We start from the raw sequence: 20299 nt of genomic DNA on the forward strand, positions 1-20299 counted from the left end.
GCGCGAGCACAAGAAGCTCGCTCTGCGCCAAGCCGCATGACCAGCATCATGATCGCCCATTTTGCAGAACTTGACGCACACAACCTGGCCGGCAGGCCAGAGGGGGGTGCTGTCCCGCCGGCTTCTCCAGCTAGAACGTGCCTCTGCGCCTACCAATCCATCACCACCTTACCCGAACTGCCGCTCCTCATCGCATCGAACCCCGCCTGAAAATCATCGATACCGATTCGATGCGTGATCAGGCCGCTGACATCCAGCGGCCCCTGCACCAGGGCGATCATCTTGTACCAAGTCTCGAACATCTCGCGGCCGTAAATGCCCTTCAAGTGCAGCATCTTGAAGATGACCTTGTTCCAGTCGATCTCAAAGCCGGTCGGCGCGATGCCCAGAATGGCGATCTTGCCGCCATTGTTCATGGTGTCGATCATGTCGCGAAAGGCGGGCGCGGCGCCCGACATTTCCAGGCCGACATCAAAACCTTCGGTCATGCCGAGCGCCGGCATGACATCCCTAAGCTTTTCCTTCGAGGCGTCGACGACATGCTGGACGCCGAGCTTTTTGGCCAGCGCCAGCCGCACCGGGTTGATGTCGGTGATGACGACTTTTCGCGCGCCCACACATTGCGCCACCAGCGCGCCCATGATGCCGATCGGACCGGCGCCGGTGACCAGCACGTCCTCGCCGACCAGATCGAAGGACAGAGCGGTGTGGACCGCATTGCCCAAGGGATCGAAAATCGCCGCGATCTCGTCGGGCACATCGTCGGGGATAGAGACGACATTGTGCTGCGGGATCGCCAGATACTCGCCGAAGGCGCCGGGGCGGTTGACGCCGACGCCGAGCGTGTTACGGCAGAGATGGCCCCTGCCGGCGCGGCAATTGCGGCAATGGCCGCAAACGATGTGGCCTTCGCCGGAGACGCGCTGGCCGACCTTGTATTCGGTGACCGCAGCGCCGAAATCGGCCACCGTGCCGACGAATTCATGGCCGGTCACCATCGGCACCGGCACGGTCTTCTGCGCCCACTGGTCCCAATTGTAGATGTGGACGTCGGTGCCGCAGATCGCCGTCTTCTTGACCTTGATCAGCACGTCGTTGGGGCCGATCTCCGGCACCGGTACCTCTTCCATCCAGATGCCCGGTTCGGCCTTGGCCTTCACCAGCGCCTTCATCATGTTCGACATGCTTTTGTCCCTTGAATCCCTTGATCCGGAATCGCTTTTGGCGATCAGGAAATGACGCCCAACTCTTTTCCCACCGCCGCGAACGCTGCCACGGCGCGGTCGATGTCGGCGCTGGAATGCGCCGCCGACATCTGCGTGCGGATGCGCGCCTGGCCTTTCGGCACCACCGGGAAGGAAAAGCCGATGACATAGATGCCGCGCTTCAGCATGCGCGCCGCCATTTCCTGCGCCAGGCTGGCATCGCCCAGCATCACCGGAATGATCGGATGATCGGCGCCGGCCAGCGTGAAGCCGAGCTTGCCCATTTCGGAGCGAAAGCGCGCCGCATTGGCATAGAGGCGTTCGCGCAGGGCGTCGCCATTTCGGATCAGCTCGAACACCTTGATCGAGGCGCCGGCGATCGCCGGCATCAGCGTGTTGGAGAAGAGATAGGGCCGCGAGCGCTGGCGCAGCCAGTCGACCACCTGACCTTTGCCCGAGGTGTAGCCGCCCGAGGCGCCGCCCAGCGCCTTGCCGAGCGTGCCGGTGATGATGTCCACCCTGCCCTCGACGCCGCAATGCTCGGCCGAGCCGCGGCCGTTCTTGCCGACGAAGCCGACGGCATGGCTGTCGTCGACCATGACCATGGCGTCGTATTTTTCCGCGAGGTCGCAGACGCCTTTAAGATTGGCGATGATGCCGTCCATGGAGAACACGCCGTCGGTGGCGATCAGGCGGAAGCGGCAGTCTTTCGCCTCTTTCAGCCGCGCTTCGAGGTCGGCCATGTCGTTGTTGGCATAGCGGAAACGCTTGGCCTTCGACAGCCGCACGCCGTCGATGATCGAGGCATGGTTCAGCGCATCGGAAATGATCGCATCCTCCTCGCCGAGCAGTGTCTCGAACAGGCCGCCATTGGCGTCGAAGCAGGAGCCGTAGAGGATGGTGTCGTCCATGCCGAGGAATGATGAAATCGTTGATTCAAGCTGCTTGTGCTCTTCCTGCGTGCCGCAGATGAAGCGCACCGAGGCCATGCCGTAACCGTAGCGGTCCAGCGCGCCTTTGGCTGCATCGCGCAATTCTGAGCTGTCGGCGAGGCCGAGATAGTTGTTGGCGCAGAAATTCAGCACCTTGTCGCCGCCGACTTCGATCTCAGCCGACTGGGTCGAGGTGATCACCCGCTCGGATTTGTAGAGCCCGGCGGATTTCAGCCCTTGCAGTTCGTTGTCGATATGGGAGAGGAATGCCGCGCTCATGGATCAGGTCCTGTTGAGATTGGCGCGACTGTCGCGCTACGCGCACTAAAAATCCATCGCAAAAGCGACCGTTTCGGTGGCACGGCGGGCTCAACCCTGGCGCGACCCGATCGCATGGCCCGCATGCTGGAGTAGCAGGCACGCGAATACGGCTATGCCGCGAAAGAACATGATAACCATCTCGGCAGCTTTCGTTTACTGCCGAAGCAACAGTTCCGCCGGCTTCCAGACCTGTTAACCCTTTCAAGCCAATGGTCTTCTCGCCACGAATCGGTGGCAGAATCAGTTCGACCGAGGGGTCACCTAGAATATGTCGCAGCAGCCGGCGCAAACCGTCTCGGGCAAACTCATCCTGCTGATCAAGAGCGGCTATTGGCTGGCGCTGCTGATCATCGCCGCCATGGTGATGGCCTCCTTCATCCTGCTGCAGCAGATGATGGCGGCGCAACAGCACAACCATACTCTGCTCGACATCGTCAGCACCCAGAAGGCGCTGTCGCAGCGCATCGTCTTTTTGACCAGCGCAACCGGCTCCGCCGCGCGTGACAAGCAGCCGGCCCTAGTTGCCGCGCTGAAACAGGCGACCGCCGAGTTCGAGACGAACTACGACCTGCTCCTCAAACAGACGGGAGCCGACCCGCTGTCGCCGGCATTGTCCGACCCAAGGTCGATCGAGAGCGTGCTCTACGGCAAGCCGTTCCACCTCGACTATTTCTCGGTCGGGCTGGTCGCCAATGGCGAAAGGCTGATCTCGTCCTTCGAATCCCAGCTCTCCGGCAATGCCGCCTACAAGGGCGGCGGCGAGCGCGTCAATCTCGATGCTTCCGTCGCCAATGCGACGCTGTCGGGTTATGCCGCGCTCGGCCAACGCATCGCCGCATTCGCAGACGAGCGGTCGGAAAAGCTCCTCGATCTCCATCGCACCTTGTTCTACGCCACCATCGGCGTCATCGTCCTGGTGGCGCTTTTCATCTTCCGGCCGATGTCGAAGGCGATCCTGCGCAAGACGCACGAGCTTGTCGATGCCCGCAACTCGATGGCCTTCATCGCCGTACATGACGGGCTGACCGGCCTGCACAACCGCACCTTCCTGACCGACCACTTCGAAACGCTGATCAAGGGCGCGCATCGCCGGCGCGAGAGGCTGGCGGTGATCCAGCTCGACCTCGACCGGTTCAAGCAGATCAACGACACACTCGGCCACGCCGCCGGCGACTATGTGCTGGTCGTCACCGCGCAGCGCATGCGCGATTCCTGCCGTGCGTCGGATCTCTGCGCGCGCCTTGGCGGCGACGAATTCGTGATGATCCTCAATGGCGCCGGCGGCCCCGAGGACATCAACATGCTGGCCCGGCGCATCCTGGAGGAGATCAACGAGCCGATTACCTTCCAGGGCACGACCATCCTTCCAGGGGCCAGCGCCGGCATTGCCGTCTATCCCATCGACGCCGACAATGCCGAGGATCTGCTCGTCCACGCCGACCTCGCGCTCTATTCCGCCAAAAAGCTCGGCGGCGGCAGCTTCTCGTTCTTCTCCGAGGAACTCAGGCGCGAGCTAGACTACCGCAAGCAGCTCGAGCACGACATCAAGGTCGCGATTTCGGAGAACGCCTTCCAGGTCTATTTCCAGCCGCAGGTGTCGCTGAGCAACGGCGCCATCAGCGGCATCGAGGCGCTGGTGCGCTGGAAGCATGCCGAGCGCGGCATGATTGCGCCGGGCGAGTTCATTCCGGTCGCCGAAAAATGCGGCTTCATGCCCGAGATCGGCCGCATCGTCTTTACCAAGGCGATCGAGCAAGCAGCCGAATGGGATCGCGCCGGCATTGCCTTCGGCCGGCTTGCCGTCAACGTGTCCGGCACCGAGCTGCGCGAACCCGACTTCGACCGCTTCCTGTTCGCGACGCTGGAAAAGGCGGGCCTGGCGCCGCAGAAACTGTCGCTTGAAATCGTCGAATCCGTCATTCTCGACGACGAGAAGACGGGCATCGCGGCGAAGCTGCGCCACATCCGCGCTGCTGGCGTCCATCTTGAGCTCGACGATTTCGGCACCGGCTATGCCTCGCTCAGCCACGTCAATCCCAACGAGATCGACCGGCTGAAGATCGACCGCCGCTTCGTCCAGAACATCAACGAGAATGGCGACAACACCAAGATCGTGCGCGCCATCACCGAGCTGGCGCGCGGTCTCGGCATTTCGATCGTCGCCGAGGGCGCGGAAACCGAAGCCGAGCTCGATTCGCTGATGGCAATCGGCTGCGACCAGGTGCAGGGCTATTCCATCGCCTTCCCGATGCCGCAGGACAAAGCGCGCGAATGGCTGCTGGCGCGCAGCCCGAAGAAAGCCAAGCTGAAGGTGCTTCAGGGCAATTTAGCCTAGACTATTGCCCACCGGTGCCGGTCATTTGGCCGGCGCGACATTCGCCCGCAATGCCGCCAGCACCTCGGCGAACTCCGCCAGCCTGTCGTCCGGCAATCCCGCGCGCAGCCGCTTGTCGAAGATGAGAGCCGCCGCCCGCAGCTTCAGGAACATCGTTTCGCCCGCCTGCGTCAGCTCGACCAGATGAACCCGGCGGTTGTCCGGATCGCGGCGGCGCGTCAGCAAGCCTTGCGCCTCCATGGCGTTGAGATGGTGGGTGAGCGTGGCGCCCTGGATGCCGATCATGCCGGCAAGTTCGCGCTGGTTGGCAAGCTCGCTCGACTTGACCGAAAGCAAGGTCAGCCACACCGGCAGCGTGCCGCCGGCCTCGACCAAAGCGGCGTCAAAGGCCTGCGCCACCAGCTTGGAGGTGCGCGCGAGATTCATGCCGATTGGCGGACGGTCAAAGGGAGTCATGCGCCGACAGTAGAACAAGGCGCCGAGCGATGGAACGCGGCATTATACATTGACATCGAACCATTTGATATCTAACTATCATGCGTGTCGATCTACCGAGTTCGTATCATCCTGCATTCGACAGGGATCCGAGGACGGGCGGCGGGCAAGGAGGAAGCGGTCATGCAATATGTCTACATCGTCGTTATCGGCCTTCACGTCATGGCCGGTGTGTTCTGGGCCGGCACCACCATCACGCTTGCCCGCGACCCCGAGATCAGGGCGGAGCGCTTTATCGGACCGCAAATGGGCTCGGCCGGCATGGTGTTCGTGACCGGCGCCCTGCTCTGGTATTTCTTCCACGGCGCCTATTTCGGCTCGATGGAAATGGTGCTGGCGCTAGGCATCCTGGCCGCCTTCGCCGCTGCCGGCGTTCTCAGCGTCGTCGTCCGCAAGACCAGCCGGCAGCTTGCCGGCGCGGACGTCGCAACGGAAGCGGCGCTGCGCACCAAAATGGCCCGCGGCGAGCGCATCGCCGCCTGGCTGCTGGTGCTCACTGTGCTTTGCATGGCGACCGCCAGGATGATTTGAGCCCTGCCGCACGTCGCCTCCCGGTTGAAGACCATTCCGCATCGTGCGTCGCCTGGCTCTCGGCTGGTGGCGTACGCGGCGCGCAGTTCGGATGGATGTGCAAGGTGGCTCTCCGCACAGAGGTTTGGCTGCGCGCCACCCATCACTTTGATCGATCGAGATGCGCCCGCCGGAAGGGTGAGATCGAGCTTTGGAACAAGCCGTAGGCCGGCTTGTAGGCTCAAACCCGCAAGCCGAACCTGATGCCATCATAGATGGCGGCGTGGATGTTGCGCGAGGCGACCGCATCGCCGATGCGCAACAGCACGAAGCCGCCTTCGGGGTTGCGTGAAGGAAAAATATCGCCGCCGCCGACCAGCCGCTCGTAATCGACCGCGCCACCATTCTTCGACAGCGGTTTCAGCTGGAGATAGAGATCGTCGAGCGGCGCCGTGCCGTGCTCGACCACCACCTGGTCGACCCGCCTTTCGCCACGCCAGCCATCGGCAAAGTCGGAGGCGAGTTCGGCGACCAGCTGGTTGCCCTCGCGCCGTACCGAGCGCAGCCTGGTGTTGATGGTGATGGTGACGCCCTTCTCCTGGAAGGCGCGCATATAGGGCACGTGGTTCATGCCGCCCATTTCGGGGGCGAAGAAGCGCTCCGGCGAAACCAGTTCCAGTTTTGACCCTGCATTGGCGATCAGCTCCGCCGCGCCCATGCCCTGGTGGCCACCATTGTCGTCGAAGAGCAGCACGTTCTCCGCCGGCTTGATGCTGCCGGCCATGATGTCCCAACTCGACGTGACGAGATTGTCGCCTGATGTCAGCGGCGGGTTCTGTGGCAGGCCGCCGGTGGCGATCACCACCACGTCGGGCGACAGCGCCAGCACTTCGTCCTGCTCGGCCCAGGTGTCGTAGCGGATCCCGACGCCGAGCCGGTCGAGTTCGGCCAGCCGCCAGTCGATGATGCCGATCAACTCCTTGCGGCGCGGGTTCTGCGTCGCCAGCCGAACCTGGCCGCCGGCCTGACCGGAGGCTTCAAGCACCGTGACATGATGGCCGCGTTCGGCCATCACGCGAGCTGCCTCGAGCCCGCCAGCGCCAGCGCCAACGACAACGACGTTCCGCCTGGGCCCTTCGGTCTTCAGGATGATATGCGGAATCTCGGCCTCGCGGCCGGTCGCGGCATTGTGGACGCACAGCGCCTCGCCGCCTTCATAGATACGATCGAGGCAATAGGTGGCGCCGACGCAAGGCCGGATCTCGTGCTCGCGGCCTTCCATGACCTTCTTGATGATGTGCGGATCGGCGATATGGGCGCGGGTCATGCCGACCATATCGAGCTTGCCGGTGGCGATGGCATGGCGCGCCGTGGCGACATCGGAAATCCGCGCCGCATGGAAGGTCGGGAACTTCGTCGCCGCCCTCACCTCGCCGGCAAAATCGAGATGCGGCGAAGAGCGCATGCCGGCGACCGGGATGACCTTGGTTAGTGCCGCATCGCTCTCGATCGAGCCGCGAATGATGTTGAGGAAATCGACCTTGCCGGAACCGGCCAATCGCCGGGCGATCTCAACGCCCTCCTCCTTCGACAGGCCTTTGTCAAAATCCTCATCGGCGACCATACGGATGCCGACGACGAATTTTTCGCCGACCGCCGCCCGCACGGCATCCAGCACCATGTCGGTGAAGCGCAGCCGGTTGTCGAGCGAACCGCCGAACTCGTCGTCGCGATGGTTGGTGGCCGGCGACCAGAAGCCGTCCATCAGATGGCCGTAGGATTCGAACTCGATGCCGTCGAGGCCGGCGGCCTGGCAGCGCTGCGCAGCGGACGCATAGTCGGCGACGATACGCTCGATGTCCCAGTCCTCGATGGTTTTGGGGAACGCGCGGTGTGCCGGCTCACGCACCGGCGAAGCCGACAGCACCGGCAGCCAGTCGGCCTTGTTCCAGCCGGTGCGGCGACCAAGATGGGTGATCTGGATCATCACCTTGCAGTCATGCTCGTGGCAGGCGTCCGCCAGTTCGGCCAGCCACGGCACGATGCGGTCGTCATAGACATGCAGATTGCCAAAGGCGGCCGGACTGTCGCGCGAGACGATCGCCGAGCCCGCCGTCATGGTCAGCGCCATGCCGCCCTTGGCCTTTTCGGCGTGGTAGAGCCGGTAGCGCTGTTTCGGCATGCCGTCCTCGGAATAGGCCGGCTCGTGGCTGGTCGACATCACCCTGTTCTTCAGCGTCAGGTGTTTGAGCTGGTAAGGCTGGAGAAGCGGGTCGTTGCTGGTCATCATCTTCCTGCGATTCCAATTTGTGTCGGAGCAGCGCGTGCTGCTCCAGTTCTTGTCTTAAGCATCGAATTTATTCGAAAATCGCTGCACACTTTTCGGTCCGGTGCTAATGAGCGCGGAAAATCCCCAGGAAAACCGCGATGATCGATGCCAAAACCCTCACCCAGCTCGGCGCCCACGTCGAGACGCCACAGAGCCCGGAGACCGCGGTCCTGGAGACCGTGCCGTTCCAGCGCGGCGACGGACCGCCGGCGATCGTGCGCTTCACCTGCCCGGAATTCACCTCGCTCTGCCCGGTAACCGGACAGCCGGATTTCGCTCATATCGTCATCGACTACGCACCCGATGCCACGCTCGTGGAATCGAAGTCGCTCAAACTGTTCATGACCTCGTTTCGCAACCATGGCGCTTTCCATGAAGACTGCACGGTGATGATCGGCCGCCGCATTGTGGCGGCAACGAAGCCGCTGTGGTTGCGCATAGGCGGCTATTGGTATCCGCGCGGCGGCATTCCGATCGATGTCTTCTGGCAGACCGGCGCTCCGCCCGAAGGCGCCTGGTTGCCCGACACCGGCGTTGCCCCCTATCGCGGAAGGGGCTGAAGCTATTTTGCGGAACTTTAGCGGGACAGCGCCCCCCTCTGTCCTGCCGGACATCTCCCCCACACGGGGGGAGATTGGCCGCCACATAGGCTTTAGCTAATCTCAAATGATGCGGAGCGGGCGAGACGCTGGAACTGCTGATCTCCCCCCGTGTGGGGGAGATGTCCGGCAGGACAGAGGGGGGCGCGAAGGATCGCAGGCGCTGATCCTCAATCAACATTATTCGCACTGGTACTGGCTGAGCGCCCATTCACCGGTCACCGAAAGCAGATCGGATATCTTCCAGTCGCCGTCGACTTTCCTGAATTTCCATTCAAGGCGATGCGGGTTGCCGGCGACGACGAAGGCGACAATGACCTTGGCCTGGTCGCCATTGATCGCTTCGAGTGTCTTCAGGCTCTTATCGATCTCGGTCTTGTCATAGTCGGCATTGTCGAGCGCCATGTTGGGGTCGAGACATTCTCCCTGCCCGGATGTGCGCAACGCGTCGCTCTTGTCGAGAACGGTTTTTGCCGGGTCGATGAAGTGGCTGCGCTGCGCCGGATCGATCTCCAGTCCCACCTGATCGTAAAATGGCCGCACCACCGCCGTCGGGGATCCCGGCAGAATGGGTGCGGCCGGTGGGGCGTCGGCCGGCGGCCACCCAACCGGCGGTGTCGCCGGTTCCACCGCTGTCCCGGGTGGATTTGCGGGCGGTGCTGGGCCGGCCGGTGCCGTCACGGCCGGCGCATTGGCTGGCGGCGGGCCCAACAGGCCTTGTGCTGCGGCTGCGCTCATACCCACCGACAGCACGCACATGGGCGACAGCGCCAAGGCAAGACGGCGGAGCACGGGATCACTCCGGCGCTTTGTCGGGCATGCATTCCAGCGCGCTCAGCGTCCAGTTGCTGGTCTTGGAGGTAATGTCGGCGACCTTCCATTTGCCGTCGATTTTCTTCAGCGACCACAGCATTTCGCGTTTGGAATCATCGCCTTCCGCAAAAAGGCTGAAGGTGGCGGTGACTTCGGCCGTATCGCCATTGACGGTCTCGGCCAGCTTCAATGTCTTGGCAATCGACTTCTGGTCGAAATCCTGGGCGTCAAGGCCGGGATCGAAGTCGAGGCAGGCGACTTCGTCGGGCTTGTTCTTCGTTGCCAGATCGTTGAGATCGAACAGCTTGGTCACCGGCTCGGTGAAGCGGTCGCGGTACTTTGCATCTCCCTCGAATTTCACTTCAGGCACATAAAAGAACTTGACGGCGTTGGAAGCCGGCCCGGCCAGCACCGTCGCAGGCAAGGCAATCGAAAAGACAGCGGCAAGCACTATCGGTTTCATGCAGGATCTCCGGACGTTTGGCGGCAAGGTGCAATACCAGACATCCTGCATATCGGTTTTTTTGCGGCTCATGAAGCCCCGGCTGCACCGTCTCAGCCATCAAGCCAGACGTTCTGCAGGTCCATCTCGAAGGTCTGGTGGACGCCGTAGTTCTTCACCTTCTTGTTCATGTGGCTGTAGAGCTTCTGCCAGAAGGGTTGAATGATGACGCCGGAATCCTGCAGGATCTGCTCGACATCCTTCATCACCTCACGCCGCTTCTCCACATCGATCAGCGACAGCGCCTGCTTCAGCTTGGCGTCGAAGTCCGGGTTGGAATAGGCCGATTCATTCCAGGCCTCGCCGGTGCGATAACCAAGCGCCAGGACCTGGACGCCAAGCGGGCGCATGTACCAGATGGTCATCGAATAGGGATATTTCGTCCAGTCGTTCCAGAAGGTCGAGCCCGGCAGCACCGTGCGCTTGACCTTGATGCCGGCGTCGCGCAGTTGGCCGGCAATCGCGTCGCCGGTGTTCTTCTGCCAATCGTCCTCGACGGTGATCAGCTCGTGCTCGAAATCGGCCTGCCCAGCGTCGGCCATCAGTTTCTTGGCGCCGGCCGCGTCGCGCGTCTTCTTGGGCAGCGCGAAATATTCAGGATGGATAGGGCTGACATGGTGGTTTTCACCGACCGTCCCTCGCCCGGCATAGCCGAGTTCCAGCACCGCATTGTTGTCGACCGCCATCTGCAGCGCGTTGCGCACCCGCTGGTCGTCATAGGGCTTGTGGGTAACGTTCGTGCGGGCAACCAGCGTGGTTGCCGTCGCAACCTCGGACTTCTCCAGCCCCATCTTATCCAGGATGTCGATGAAGTCGGCCGGCGTCTCGAAATTGAGGTCTATCTCGCCGGATTCGAAGGCGTTGATCGAAGCGTTGAAGTCGGTGCCGTAGTCGATGAACTCGACGCTGTCGAGCGGCGCTTCACCACCCCACCACTTGCCGTTTTCACGACGCTTGACCACCGCCTTCTGGCCAACATCGTAGGAGACCAGTTCGAACGGGCCCGTGCCGATCGGCTTCTTGACCGGGTCGGCGCCTTCGGCGTCGAAATTGCGGTGGACGACGAGCGCGGGATAATCGGTGAGGTTCGGGATCAGCGAAATGTCGGGCGCGCTGAGCGTCAGCTTGACCGTATTGTCGTCGACCTTGGCGATCGCGCCTTCCCTGGCCTTGCCCGACTTTTCGTCGATCAGCCCGCCGACGCGAGCGGCCATGGAGTTGCCGGCGACCTTCTTCTCGCACCAGCGGGTAACATTGAAGACCACGTCATCGGCGTTGAAGGCATCGCCATTGTTCCAGGTGATGCCCTTGCGCACATGCAACGTGTATTCCGTGGCGTCGTCATTGATGTCCCAGCTTTCGAGCAGCACTGGCTCGAAGGTGAATTCCCTGGTGTAGCGGACCAGCGGCTCCAGCCAGCAGCGCGAGATGTTGGCCAGTTCCACCCAGTCATAGGTGCGCGGATCTTTTTGTGCCTTGACCGACATCGATATGTGCAGCGTGCCGCCCTTCTTCGGCTCCTCGGCAAAAGCCTGTCCCGGCGCGGCAAGGCCGATCATGCCGTAGGCCAGCGCCGTCGATGCGCCGAACGCACTTGCCAATGCAAGAAACTCGCGCCGGTCCATACGGCCAGCACGCGTCTCTTGCGCCATCGCCTCGATGGCCGTCGGCACGCGATCGCCATTGCTTTTGAAAAGTGTCATGTCTTTCTCCCTTGCGGTTCCCATCGGGTCTTCGCCCGTTATCAACTCATTCGTCGTTCTCTTAGCTAACGCTGTCGGGCAGCCTCTCTTCGCGCTGCGCGATAAAGTCCCTGAGGCCCTCGGCAATGCCCTCATCGAGTTTCGGCTCTTCATAGTCGGCCAGCATGTTGCGGGCTTTCTCGCGGCCGCGCGTGTCGTGGTCCTTCGCCCCTCCGGCCTTCCATTGTTCGTAGGAGTTGAAATCCATGATGGTGGGCATGAAGAATGCCGACTCGTAATGATCGAGCGTGTGCTGGGTGCCGAGGAAATGGCCCTGCGGCCCGACTTCGCGGATCGCCGCCATGGCCTCCTTGAAATCGTCGAACGGCAGGCCGCCGGCATATTTATACCAGCCGACAAGCTGCTCGCAGTCGGTGGCGAATTTCGAATAGCCGCATGTCAGCCCGGCCTCCAACCAGCCGGCGGAGTGCCAGATATAATTGGCGCCGGCGAGGATGGCGGCATGCATCAGCATGTTGGATTCATAGCCGGCCTGGGCGTCGTTGAGCTTGGAGCCGACATGGAAGCCGGAGGTTCGCCAGGGCAGTTTGTATTTCCGCGCCAGCGCGCCCATCAGATACATCATCTGGGCGGCTTCCGGCGTGCCGCCCATCGGCGCGCCGGTCTTCATGTCGACCGTCACCATGAACTGGCCGTAGATTTGCGGCGAACCCGGGCGCAGCAGTTGGGTGAAAGCGACGCCGGCCAGTGCTTCGGCATTGACCTGCGCCACCGCGCCGACGGCCGAGGCCGAAGTCGATGCGCCGCACAGCGCAAAGGGAGCCAGGATCAGCGGCTGATTGCTGCGCGCATAGACCTTCATCGCGTCCAGCATGGTGGCGTCCCACACCAGCGGCGAGTTGCAGTTGGTAATCGACACCAGCACCGGGTTGTCGCGAACGAAATCTTCGCCAAAGACGATGCCCGCCATCGCCATCGTGTCTTCGGCGCGGTCTTTGGAAGTAACGATGCCCATGAACGGCTTGTCGGAATGCTTCAGCGCCGAATGGATGATGTGGAGATGCCGTTTCGGCACCGCGATCTCCATCGGCTCGCAGATGATCGAACTCGACGAATGCAGCGCCGGGGCCATGTAGGCGAGCTTGTGGAAATTGTTGAGGTCTTCAAGCGTGCCATAACGCCGGTTGTTGTCGAGGTCGCGCACGTAAGGCGCGCCATACATCGGCGCGAAGATGGAGTTCTTGCCGCCGACGCTCACGGTGCGCTCGGGATTGCGCGCATTGAGGGTGAACTCGGACGGAACCTTCGCGACCAGTTCCATCAGCAGGCCGCGGTCGATGCGGACGCGTGTCTCGGACACGTCGGCGCCCGCCGCCTTCCACATGGCGATCGCCTCGTCGTCGCGGAACTCGCAACCGACCTCTTCGAGGATGGCGAGTGACTCCTGGTGGATCAGTTCCACCGCCTCGTCCGGGACCATCTGGTAGGTGGGAATCTCGCGGACCAGCGTTGGGAACGAGGTGACGGGGGCGCTCCTCAGCGCCTTGCGTCCGAGGCGACCACCGCCGCGGCGGTGGGTTTGCTCGGTCAGTTCAGCGGCCGGTGCGTTCATGGAGCCTCCTCATTCCGTCCAACCAAGTTAGCGAGAGGAAATATGGATGTGACGCTGGAAAATCCTGATCTCTTGTATAAGCTCAGCTTATGCGAAGCCTGCGCCACCTCCTGCCCTCGGCCGGCAGCCTGATCGTCTTCGAGGCGGCGGGCCGGCTGTCGAGCTTCACCGCTGCCGGGCGCGAGCTCGGCATGACGCAGGCCGCCGTCTCCTATGCGGTGCGCGGGTTGGAGGAACAGCTTAGCGCGCAGCTGTTCCAGCGCCGCCACCGCCAGGTCGTCCTGACAGAAGCGGGCGAACGCTTCCATGCCGACGTCTCGCTCGGTCTGTCGCATATCCGCAAATCGGCCGAGGATCTGCGCCTGCAGGCGAGCGGCGGCCATGTCACGCTGGCGGCGTCGACCGCCTTCGGCTCGTTCTGGATGATGCCGCGCCTGCAGCAGTTCCGCGACGAACTGCCGGGCATCGACTTGCGCATCCAGACCGCCGACCGCGATCTCGACATCATCGCCGAGGGCATCCCGCTCGCCGTTCGCGGCGGCGAACCGCGGGACTGGGCCGATTATTATTCGCTGCCGCTGGCCGACGAGGAGATTTTTCCGGTGGTTGGCGCCAGCTATCTCGCGAAATTCGGCATGCCAAGGAGCGTCGCGGAGCTGGCGACGCATCGCCTGATCCACCTCGAGGAGCCCTACCGCGAGGCGGCTAGCTGGGACGAATGGTTCCAGTCTGCGGGCGGCAGGCTCGACAACACCGCGCGCGGCCTGCGCATCAACGATTACGGCCTCGTGATCCAGGGCGTCATGGAGGGCCAGGGCATCGCGCTCGGCTGGCGGCATCTGGCCGAACGGCTCCTGGCGTCGGGGCTGCTGGTGCCGGTGACCGACCATGTGCTGAAAACCGGCAAGGCGTTCTATGTGGTTTGGCCGAAGAACCGGGAGTTGAGCGAGAATGCGCGGAAAGTCAGGGACTGGCTGGCGGCGCAGGCTTGAAATCGGTTGCAGCGTAGTCACTATCGCGGAGTTCCTTCACACCCCCCTCTGTCCTGCCGGACATCTCCCCCGCAAGGGGGGAGATTGGCAGTTCATATGTCGCGTCACCCTTCAAGCATTGAAGATTGGCGAAAGCCGTCGTGACATCTGATCTCCCTCCTTGCGGGGGAGATGGCCGGCAGGCCAGAGGGGGGTGCTGTCCCGCTGGCGTCTCCAATGTCCGGCATTCATTGAAGCCTTCCGCACACCCTTCGAATCCGCCTATAATACCCCCATGCCCATTCGCCAGCTTTCCGAAACGATGATCAACCAGATCGCCGCCGGCGAAGTCATCGAGCGTCCGGCGAGCGTGGTGAAGGAACTGGTCGAAAACGCGCTCGACGCCGGCGCCTCCCGCGTCGAGGTCGTCACTGCCGGCGGCGGGCTGAACCTGATCCGCGTCACCGATGACGGCTCCGGTATCCCCGAACAGGAACTGGCGCTGGCCATTGCGCGCCACTGCACCTCGAAACTTGCCGACAACATTCATGATATCCGCTCGCTCGGCTTCCGTGGCGAGGCGCTGCCGTCGATCGGTTCGGTGGCGCGGCTGTCGATCCGTTCGCGCACGACCGCAGGCGACGCTGCCGCCGAGATCGCCATCGAAGGCGGCCGCGTTTCGGCGGTCAAGCCGGCGGCGGCCAATCGCGGCACAACGGTCGAGGTGCACGACCTGTTCTTTGCCACGCCGGCGCGGCTCAAATTCATGAAGGGCGAGCGGGCCGAAAGCTCGGCCACCAGCGACGTGGTCAAGCGCATCGCCATCGCCTTCCCCGCCGTGCGCTTCACGCTGGCCGGCTCGGACCGCTCGACGCTGGAATTGCCGGCGACCGATGACAGTACCGAGGGCAGCCTGCGCCGCGTCGCTCAGGTGATGGGCGCCGAGTTTCCCGACAATTCCATCGCTATCGACGCCAGCCGGGACGGCGTGCACCTGACCGGCCACGTCTCGATCCCGTCCTTCACCCGCGCCAACGCGCTGCAGCAATATGCCTATGTCAACGGCCGTCCGGTGCGCGACAAGCTGATCGCCGGCGCCATTCGCGGCGCTTTCGCCGATGTGCTGCCGCGCGACCGGCACGCGGTGACCGTGCTGTTCCTGACGCTCGATCCGGCGACCGTCGACGTCAACGTCCACCCAGCCAAGGCCGATGTGCGCTTTCGCGACCCCGGCCTGGTGCGCGGGCTGATCGTCGGCGCCATTCGCGAGGCGCTGGCCAATGCCGGCATCCGCGCCGCCACCAGAGGGGCCGCCGGGATGGTGGCGGCGTTCCGGCCGGGAGCCGCCTCCTACGCCCATGCGGGTCCTGCCAACGGTCATCGCAGTTATGACGCGGCCTACCGGGCCTCGGGCTTTTCGGGCTTTGACCGCTCGCCACAGCGGCCGCTGGATATGGGATTTAACGGCGTCGGCTTCCGCGAAAACGACCAGGCTGCATTCGACGCCGGTCCGCTCGCCAGCGCCGATGCGCGTGCCGGCTTAGCCGAGCCGGCCGAGACGCTGCTCGGCACCGCGCTGGGCGCCGCACGCGCGCAGGTCCACGAGAACTACATCGTCGCCCAGACCAGGGATTCGCTTGTCATCGTCGACCAGCACGCGGCGCATGAGCGGCTGGTCTACGAGGCGCTGAAGAATGCCCTGCACTCGCGCGCGGTGCCCTCGCAGATGCTGCTTCTGCCGGAGATCGTCGACCTGCCGGAGGAGGACGCCGAGCGGCTGGCCATGCATTCCGAAACGCTGGCCCGGTTCGGCCTCGGCATTGAGCGTTTCGGTCCCGGCGCGGTGGCGGTGCGCGAGACGCCGTCGATGCTCGGCGAAACCAATGTCCAGCAATTGGTGCGTGATCTTGCCGACGAGATCGCCGACAACGACACGATCGAGACGCTGAAGGAACGACTGGACAAGATCGCCGCGACTATGGCCTGCCACGGCTCGGTCCGCTCCGGCCGCCTGCTCAAGCCTGAGGAGATGAACGCGCTGCTGCGCCAGATGGAAGCAACGCCGGGCTCCGGCACCTGCAACCACGGCCGCCCGACCTATATCGAACTCAAGCTCGCCGATATAGAGCGGCTGTTTGGGCGGCGGTGAGCACAAGCCAGGTCAGGGCACACGCTCAATTCACCAACAGGCGATAATCCTTGAACCTATGAGAGAAAACGTAATCCCTTGAGTAACCGGCGCTACCGCCGCGAAAATTCACGGAGATTATCTCGAAGCTTCTCCCAACCTGTTTTTGAACATTCATGTAGATGGGAGTCATCAGCATGCCGGCATCGCAATCGTCGTCATCGAAAGCGATCTCCTGAACGACCTTCTTTTTCTTCTTATCGATGACCCGCAGCTTATTCATGCAGACGAGAAAGCCCGCTTTCTCGTAGACCCCGGCAAATCTGTGGGTGGCTGTCTGCGCCCAGAAGGGAATCTCGACGGTGCCGTCAACCTTCGCCTCACCGGTATCATCGAGGCTTGCGACTTCAGCGTGATCGGGAACTTGTCCGAGCCCTTGCTCCAAGTCCCTGTTGCGCCGCTTTCGCCAAGGTCGAGAGAAAACGGACATCCGGCGGTGCCAACGGGCGTTTTCGATCCCATGACCAGCACCCGGTCGAACTCCCTGTCGTCCGCAATCTCGCAAAGGAAGACGCTGGTGCCACTGATCTTGCCGTACACCGCTATCGGGCTTTGCTTCGCGTCGTGGAAATAGCTCCCCTCGACCGTAATCCCGCTGCCGAAACTGTCATATCTCTGCAGCGATAGGTGGACGGGGTTAGGTCCGATGGAGCCTTCGTAGTTTTCGACCTGATACCAGCCCGCGGCGGCTTTCCCGGTCAGCAGCAAAACGCAAAAAAATTGCCGATATGAACAGTCTTGCCATTCCGTCCCCCAGTGAAGGCAGCGTACCATAGCTGTCCTTCCTCTGGGTGTCTGCATTCTGATGGAAGCGGTTCTCGGTTTGAGTCCGAAAACAGCTCAAATCATTTGTTTTAACGCTTTAAATTCACCACGATCACGCCGCCCAGCGCCAGTGCGCCGCCGAGGATACCAAGTAGCGTCGGCACTTCGCCCAGCCAGAAGAAGCCGATCAGGGCCGACATGGGCGAGACCAGATAGAGGAAGTTCGACGCGCGCGCTGCCGGGAGGCGCGACAGTGCGGTTGCCCATGCGGCATAGGCGATCAGGCTGGGCACGATGCCAAGAAAGATCACGGCGCCGATACCGGCCGTGTTGGCGGCCGCGGCCTGCGCAAAGCCGCTTGGCAGAAAGGGTGCCAGGCAAAGCGCGCCAAGGATCATGTTGGAGGCCGAAATGGTCAGCGGGTGATGGCGGGCAAAGAGCGGCTTCTGGACGATCGTGTTGACGGCCGAGCACAGCGCGGAGCCAAGAACCAGCAGCGCGCCGGTGTCGAAACTCAAGCCATTGCCGTCGGCCACGGCGATGATGCCGATGCCGGCGAAAGAAATCGCCGTGCCGAACCAGGCCCAGCTTGAGAAGCGCTCGCCCAGCAATGCCATTGCCATGATGGCGGTGAAGACCGGACTGACATTGATGATGAAACCGGCGGCACCCGCCGACACGGTCAGTTCGCCGAAATTGAGCATGACAGTGTAGAGCGCGACGAAGATGGCGCCGCCAAAGACCAGGCGCCACACTTCGTCGAGCCTCGGCAGCGCCGGGCGCTTGACGGCAAGAAAGATCGCCGCCGGCACCGCGGCAATGGCAAAGCGCAGCGCACCGAGTTCCAGCGGCCCGAAAGCGGCGAGGCCGGCACGGATCGCCGGAAAGGCCGAGGCCCAGCCGACCACCGTCAACGCCACGGCGATGGCCGCCGTGGTGTCCATCCGCTGTGTCGGATTCGACGTGCTAGTCGTTGCGCTCATCTGCCTGTCCTCGGGTTCCCAGAGTTGAAAGGCAGAAAGCGCCTTTTCGGCGCCGTTGACAAACGATCAAATCGAGGATCACCTGTGACTATGGATCACAGCTCAGACACAATGGTGCCGCTCGAGACCCTGCGCGCCTTCGATGCGGCGGCGCGAACGGGGAGCTTTTCGGCCGCGGCCGAGAAGCTCAACATCACCCACGGCGCCGTCAGCCGGCAGATCGCCAAGCTGGAGGACTGGCTGGGCTTGAAAGTGTTCGACCGCGGCGCGCGCGGCGTCTCGCTGACCATCGAGGGCAACCGCCTGCATCTGCGCACGGCGGAAGCCTTTGCGCTGATCTCCAGCCATTCCGACCGCTGGGTCGAGCCGCGCGGCACCGCCGTGGTGCGGCTGACCTCGATACCCTCCGTCAGCGGGCTGTGGCTGATGCCACGCATGGCGGCGCTGGAGAACAATCCCACCAAGCTGCGCATCGTCCTCGACGTCGACATCCGCCAGGCCGACCTTGCCGATGAAGGCATCGACCTGTCGGTCCGCTGCGGCCGCGGCGGCATTCCGGGCCGCATCTCGGTGAAGCTGTTCGAGGAACATGTCTTTCCCGTCGCCGCGCCCGGCCTTGCCCGCGAGATCGGCCGCGGCGACCCGGCCCGGCTGCTGAGGTTTCCACTGATCAACGATTCCGACGCCTCCGGCTGGCGTGCCTGGTTTGCCGCGCAAGGGATGGACTACCGCCCGCGCCCGCAGGATCGCCGCTTCGAGGACTACAATCTCGTGCTCGACGCCGCAGCTTACGGGCTCGGCATCGCGCTGGCGCGGCCACCGCTGACCGGACACCAGTTGGAGGCAGGCCGCATCGTCGCCGTCGACGAGCGCAGGGCGCTGAACCCGGTGTCGTACTGGCTCGACCGGCCGCTGGGGCGGCCGCGTACGGCTGCCGCCGAACTTTCACGCCGTATCGCTGTCGAGGCGGGGCTGGCGATGGACAAGATGGAAGCTTTCCTCGAAGCCGAGCGATAGCGGCGATCGTTCGGTGCTCAGCCAAGCACCAGCAAGGCGAGCCCGACAATGGCGACGGCCAGAAACCCGGCTGCCAGCGCCATCAGGCCGACACGCATCTGCTGCCGGCCTTCGGGCTGGACCGTGTCATTCGACCCAGACATCGCCTGCCCCCGCTTCGCCGCCGCGTCGGTGGCGGAGGCGCGGCGCGGCGGCGAAACCCCCGGTGCGAGAAGCGCAAACCAGGGCAGTCCTGCCGGCTTTGCGGCAGCGCCATCATCGGCCCTGGCCGGCGGCACCGGCAGACCGCGCTGTGCATCGTCGTTGGCTGGCGTCGCCTTGCCTGTCGCAGCCGTTGTCGGCCCGAAATCGTCGGGCGCCGCGTCACCCGGTTCGGCAAGCGCCAGATAGGCCTGCAGGATCTCGGCAGAACCCGTCTGCTGCCCCTTTGCGGTGGCTGCGGACAACAGCGCCTGCAGCGCCGGCGCCGCTGCCGGCTGCAAAGGCGCGCCGGACGGCGTCGGCGGCTGCACCAGCGCCTTTATAAGTGCTGCTTTCGCCGGATCGGCCTTCGCCGACGGCAACGCTGCCAACATCATGGCCTCACGCAGCAGCGCGGTCAGGCGGGCGGATGAAATGTCCATGCCGGTCCCATAAGAATGGTTTGGAGCGACAATAGCGCCTCAGCATTGCGTCAAGCTTGACCTTGCCGGCAATTTATGGCGATGAAATCAGCATGAACCTTGGCACCACTCCATGATGAACCGCTTCGAAGGCCCCGGCGGCAAGGAAGCCCGTATCCGCTATCTCGACGGCGACTTCCAGGTCACCAGCCCCGGCGCCTTCGTGCGCTGCGCGGTGACCGGCGAGAGCATTCCGCTGGACGAGCTCAAATATTGGAGCGTCGCCAGGCAGGAGCCCTATGTCAGCGCCGCCGCCTCGCTGCGCCGCGAGATCGAGATGCATCCGGACCTGCGCAGCCGGGGTTAAAGGCGCGCACAGAGCCGTTGGTCGCGTTCCTTCACACCACCCTCTGTCCT

18 protein-coding genes are annotated in these 20299 nt (G+C 63.3%); 7 read left to right on the top strand and 11 right to left on the bottom strand.

From position 1 onward, the window contains the following. Positions 1–149 precede the first annotated feature (149 nt). A complete protein-coding gene (tdh, locus tag NKJ77_RS21110) occupies positions 150–1184 on the bottom strand; it encodes an L-threonine 3-dehydrogenase (protein WP_023832869.1) in 1035 nt (344 codons plus the stop codon). Positions 1185–1228: 44 nt separating this feature from the next. After that, positions 1229–2416 carry a glycine C-acetyltransferase gene (locus tag NKJ77_RS21115; RefSeq protein WP_023832868.1) on the bottom strand — a complete coding sequence of 396 codons (1188 nt, stop codon included), beginning with the start codon at positions 2414–2416 and terminating at the stop codon, positions 1229–1231. Positions 2417–2726: 310 nt separating this feature from the next. Here NKJ77_RS21115 and NKJ77_RS21120 point away from each other — a divergent pair, with 310 nt between their 5' ends. Next, positions 2727–4793: a putative bifunctional diguanylate cyclase/phosphodiesterase gene (locus tag NKJ77_RS21120; RefSeq protein WP_023724848.1), complete on the top strand. Its 2067-nt coding sequence runs from the start codon at positions 2727–2729 to the stop codon at positions 4791–4793. Between the two features lie 21 nt (positions 4794–4814). On the opposite strand, the gene NKJ77_RS21125 is transcribed toward NKJ77_RS21120, so the two are convergent. Beyond that, a complete protein-coding gene (locus NKJ77_RS21125; RefSeq protein ID WP_023672921.1) occupies positions 4815–5219 on the bottom strand; it encodes a MarR family winged helix-turn-helix transcriptional regulator in 405 nt (134 codons plus the stop codon). Between the two features lie 192 nt (positions 5220–5411). On the opposite strand from NKJ77_RS21125, the gene NKJ77_RS21130 reads away from it, so the two are divergent. Further along, positions 5412–5819 (top strand): hypothetical protein, encoded by a 408-nt coding sequence (locus NKJ77_RS21130; RefSeq protein WP_023682929.1) that lies wholly within the window; start codon positions 5412–5414, stop codon positions 5817–5819. A gap of 220 nt (positions 5820–6039) precedes the next feature. On the opposite strand, the gene NKJ77_RS21135 is transcribed toward NKJ77_RS21130, so the two are convergent. Then, positions 6040–8085, bottom strand: a complete 2046-nt coding sequence (locus tag NKJ77_RS21135) for an oxidoreductase (RefSeq protein WP_352535708.1) — start codon at positions 8083–8085, stop codon at positions 6040–6042. A gap of 140 nt (positions 8086–8225) precedes the next feature. On the opposite strand from NKJ77_RS21135, the gene queF reads away from it, so the two are divergent. After that, positions 8226–8687, top strand: a complete 462-nt coding sequence (queF, locus tag NKJ77_RS21140; protein WP_023832866.1) for a preQ(1) synthase — start codon at positions 8226–8228, stop codon at positions 8685–8687. 219 nt (positions 8688–8906) lie between these two features. Here queF and NKJ77_RS21145 read toward each other — a convergent pair whose 3' ends face one another. The 4 genes from NKJ77_RS21145 to NKJ77_RS21160 form a co-directional block, all read right to left on the bottom strand. Then, positions 8907–9518: a hypothetical protein gene (locus NKJ77_RS21145; RefSeq protein WP_352535709.1), complete on the bottom strand. Its 612-nt coding sequence runs from the start codon at positions 9516–9518 to the stop codon at positions 8907–8909. A 4-nt stretch (positions 9519–9522) separates the two neighbouring features. Next, a complete protein-coding gene (locus NKJ77_RS21150) occupies positions 9523–10002 on the bottom strand; it encodes a DUF3828 domain-containing protein (protein WP_023832865.1) in 480 nt (159 codons plus the stop codon). Positions 10003–10094: 92 nt separating this feature from the next. After that, positions 10095–11744 carry an ABC transporter substrate-binding protein gene (locus NKJ77_RS21155; RefSeq protein ID WP_023682934.1) on the bottom strand — a complete coding sequence of 550 codons (1650 nt, stop codon included), beginning with the start codon at positions 11742–11744 and terminating at the stop codon, positions 10095–10097. Between the two features lie 61 nt (positions 11745–11805). Continuing rightward, on the bottom strand, positions 11806–13356 hold the full coding sequence (locus NKJ77_RS21160; protein ID WP_023832864.1) for a trimethylamine methyltransferase family protein: 1551 nt from the start codon (positions 13354–13356) through the stop codon (positions 11806–11808). A gap of 89 nt (positions 13357–13445) precedes the next feature. Between NKJ77_RS21160 and NKJ77_RS21165 the strand changes: the two genes are divergently transcribed. Further along, positions 13446–14348, top strand: coding sequence for a LysR substrate-binding domain-containing protein (locus NKJ77_RS21165; RefSeq protein WP_352535710.1), 903 nt, complete (start codon positions 13446–13448; stop codon positions 14346–14348). Positions 14349–14622: 274 nt separating this feature from the next. Further along, positions 14623–16476, top strand: coding sequence for a DNA mismatch repair endonuclease MutL (gene mutL, locus NKJ77_RS21170; protein ID WP_352535711.1), 1854 nt, complete (start codon positions 14623–14625; stop codon positions 16474–16476). 25 nt (positions 16477–16501) lie between these two features. Here mutL and NKJ77_RS21175 read toward each other — a convergent pair whose 3' ends face one another. Together NKJ77_RS21175 and NKJ77_RS21180 are read right to left on the bottom strand one after the other, a co-directional pair. Further along, on the bottom strand, positions 16502–16900 hold the full coding sequence (locus NKJ77_RS21175) for a hypothetical protein (protein ID WP_352535712.1): 399 nt from the start codon (positions 16898–16900) through the stop codon (positions 16502–16504). A gap of 469 nt (positions 16901–17369) precedes the next feature. Further along, on the bottom strand, positions 17370–18263 hold the full coding sequence (locus NKJ77_RS21180; RefSeq protein ID WP_023724840.1) for a DMT family transporter: 894 nt from the start codon (positions 18261–18263) through the stop codon (positions 17370–17372). A gap of 90 nt (positions 18264–18353) precedes the next feature. Between NKJ77_RS21180 and NKJ77_RS21185 the strand changes: the two genes are divergently transcribed. After that, complete coding sequence (locus NKJ77_RS21185; RefSeq protein ID WP_023724839.1) at positions 18354–19280, top strand: LysR substrate-binding domain-containing protein; 927 nt, start codon at positions 18354–18356, stop codon at positions 19278–19280. 17 nt (positions 19281–19297) lie between these two features. Here the strand turns inward: NKJ77_RS21185 and NKJ77_RS21190 are convergent, their stop codons facing one another. Continuing rightward, the gene (locus tag NKJ77_RS21190) at positions 19298–19903 is read right to left on the bottom strand and encodes a hypothetical protein (RefSeq protein WP_023832860.1); all 606 of its coding nucleotides are present in this window, start codon (positions 19901–19903) and stop codon (positions 19298–19300) included. Positions 19904–20015: 112 nt separating this feature from the next. On the opposite strand from NKJ77_RS21190, the gene NKJ77_RS21195 reads away from it, so the two are divergent. Next, positions 20016–20249: a DUF2093 domain-containing protein gene (locus NKJ77_RS21195; RefSeq protein WP_023694434.1), complete on the top strand. Its 234-nt coding sequence runs from the start codon at positions 20016–20018 to the stop codon at positions 20247–20249. Positions 20250–20299 lie beyond the last annotated feature (50 nt).

It is taken from the genome of Mesorhizobium sp. M0052 (assembly GCF_040323255.1).
GTDB lineage: Bacteria > Pseudomonadota > Alphaproteobacteria > Rhizobiales > Rhizobiaceae > Mesorhizobium.

Excerpts from the sequence above, each read along its gene's own strand:
- NKJ77_RS21195 (WP_023694434.1), top strand. The coding sequence starts at position 20,016 with ATGATGAACCGCTTCGAAGGCCCCGGCGGCAAGGAAGCCCGTATCCGC.
- NKJ77_RS21125 (WP_023672921.1), bottom strand. The coding sequence starts at position 5,219 with ATGAATCTCGCGCGCACCTCCAAGCTGGTGGCGCAGGCCTTTGACGCC.
- NKJ77_RS21135 (WP_352535708.1), bottom strand. The coding sequence starts at position 8,085 with ATGACCAGCAACGACCCGCTTCTCCAGCCTTACCAGCTCAAACACCTG.
- tdh (WP_023832869.1), bottom strand. The coding sequence starts at position 1,184 with ATGTCGAACATGATGAAGGCGCTGGTGAAGGCCAAGGCCGAACCGGGC.
- NKJ77_RS21155 (WP_023682934.1), bottom strand. The coding sequence starts at position 11,744 with ATGACACTTTTCAAAAGCAATGGCGATCGCGTGCCGACGGCCATCGAG.
- NKJ77_RS21180 (WP_023724840.1), bottom strand. The coding sequence starts at position 18,263 with ATGAGCGCAACGACTAGCACGTCGAATCCGACACAGCGGATGGACACC.
- NKJ77_RS21130 (WP_023682929.1), top strand. The coding sequence starts at position 5,412 with ATGCAATATGTCTACATCGTCGTTATCGGCCTTCACGTCATGGCCGGT.
- NKJ77_RS21185 (WP_023724839.1), top strand. The coding sequence starts at position 18,354 with ATGGATCACAGCTCAGACACAATGGTGCCGCTCGAGACCCTGCGCGCC.
- NKJ77_RS21160 (WP_023832864.1), bottom strand. The coding sequence starts at position 13,356 with ATGAACGCACCGGCCGCTGAACTGACCGAGCAAACCCACCGCCGCGGC.
- NKJ77_RS21190 (WP_023832860.1), bottom strand. The coding sequence starts at position 19,903 with ATGGACATTTCATCCGCCCGCCTGACCGCGCTGCTGCGTGAGGCCATG.
- NKJ77_RS21115 (WP_023832868.1), bottom strand. The coding sequence starts at position 2,416 with ATGAGCGCGGCATTCCTCTCCCATATCGACAACGAACTGCAAGGGCTG.
- queF (WP_023832866.1), top strand. The coding sequence starts at position 8,226 with ATGATCGATGCCAAAACCCTCACCCAGCTCGGCGCCCACGTCGAGACG.
- NKJ77_RS21120 (WP_023724848.1), top strand. The coding sequence starts at position 2,727 with ATGTCGCAGCAGCCGGCGCAAACCGTCTCGGGCAAACTCATCCTGCTG.
- NKJ77_RS21165 (WP_352535710.1), top strand. The coding sequence starts at position 13,446 with ATGCGAAGCCTGCGCCACCTCCTGCCCTCGGCCGGCAGCCTGATCGTC.
- mutL (WP_352535711.1), top strand. The coding sequence starts at position 14,623 with ATGCCCATTCGCCAGCTTTCCGAAACGATGATCAACCAGATCGCCGCC.
- NKJ77_RS21150 (WP_023832865.1), bottom strand. The coding sequence starts at position 10,002 with ATGAAACCGATAGTGCTTGCCGCTGTCTTTTCGATTGCCTTGCCTGCG.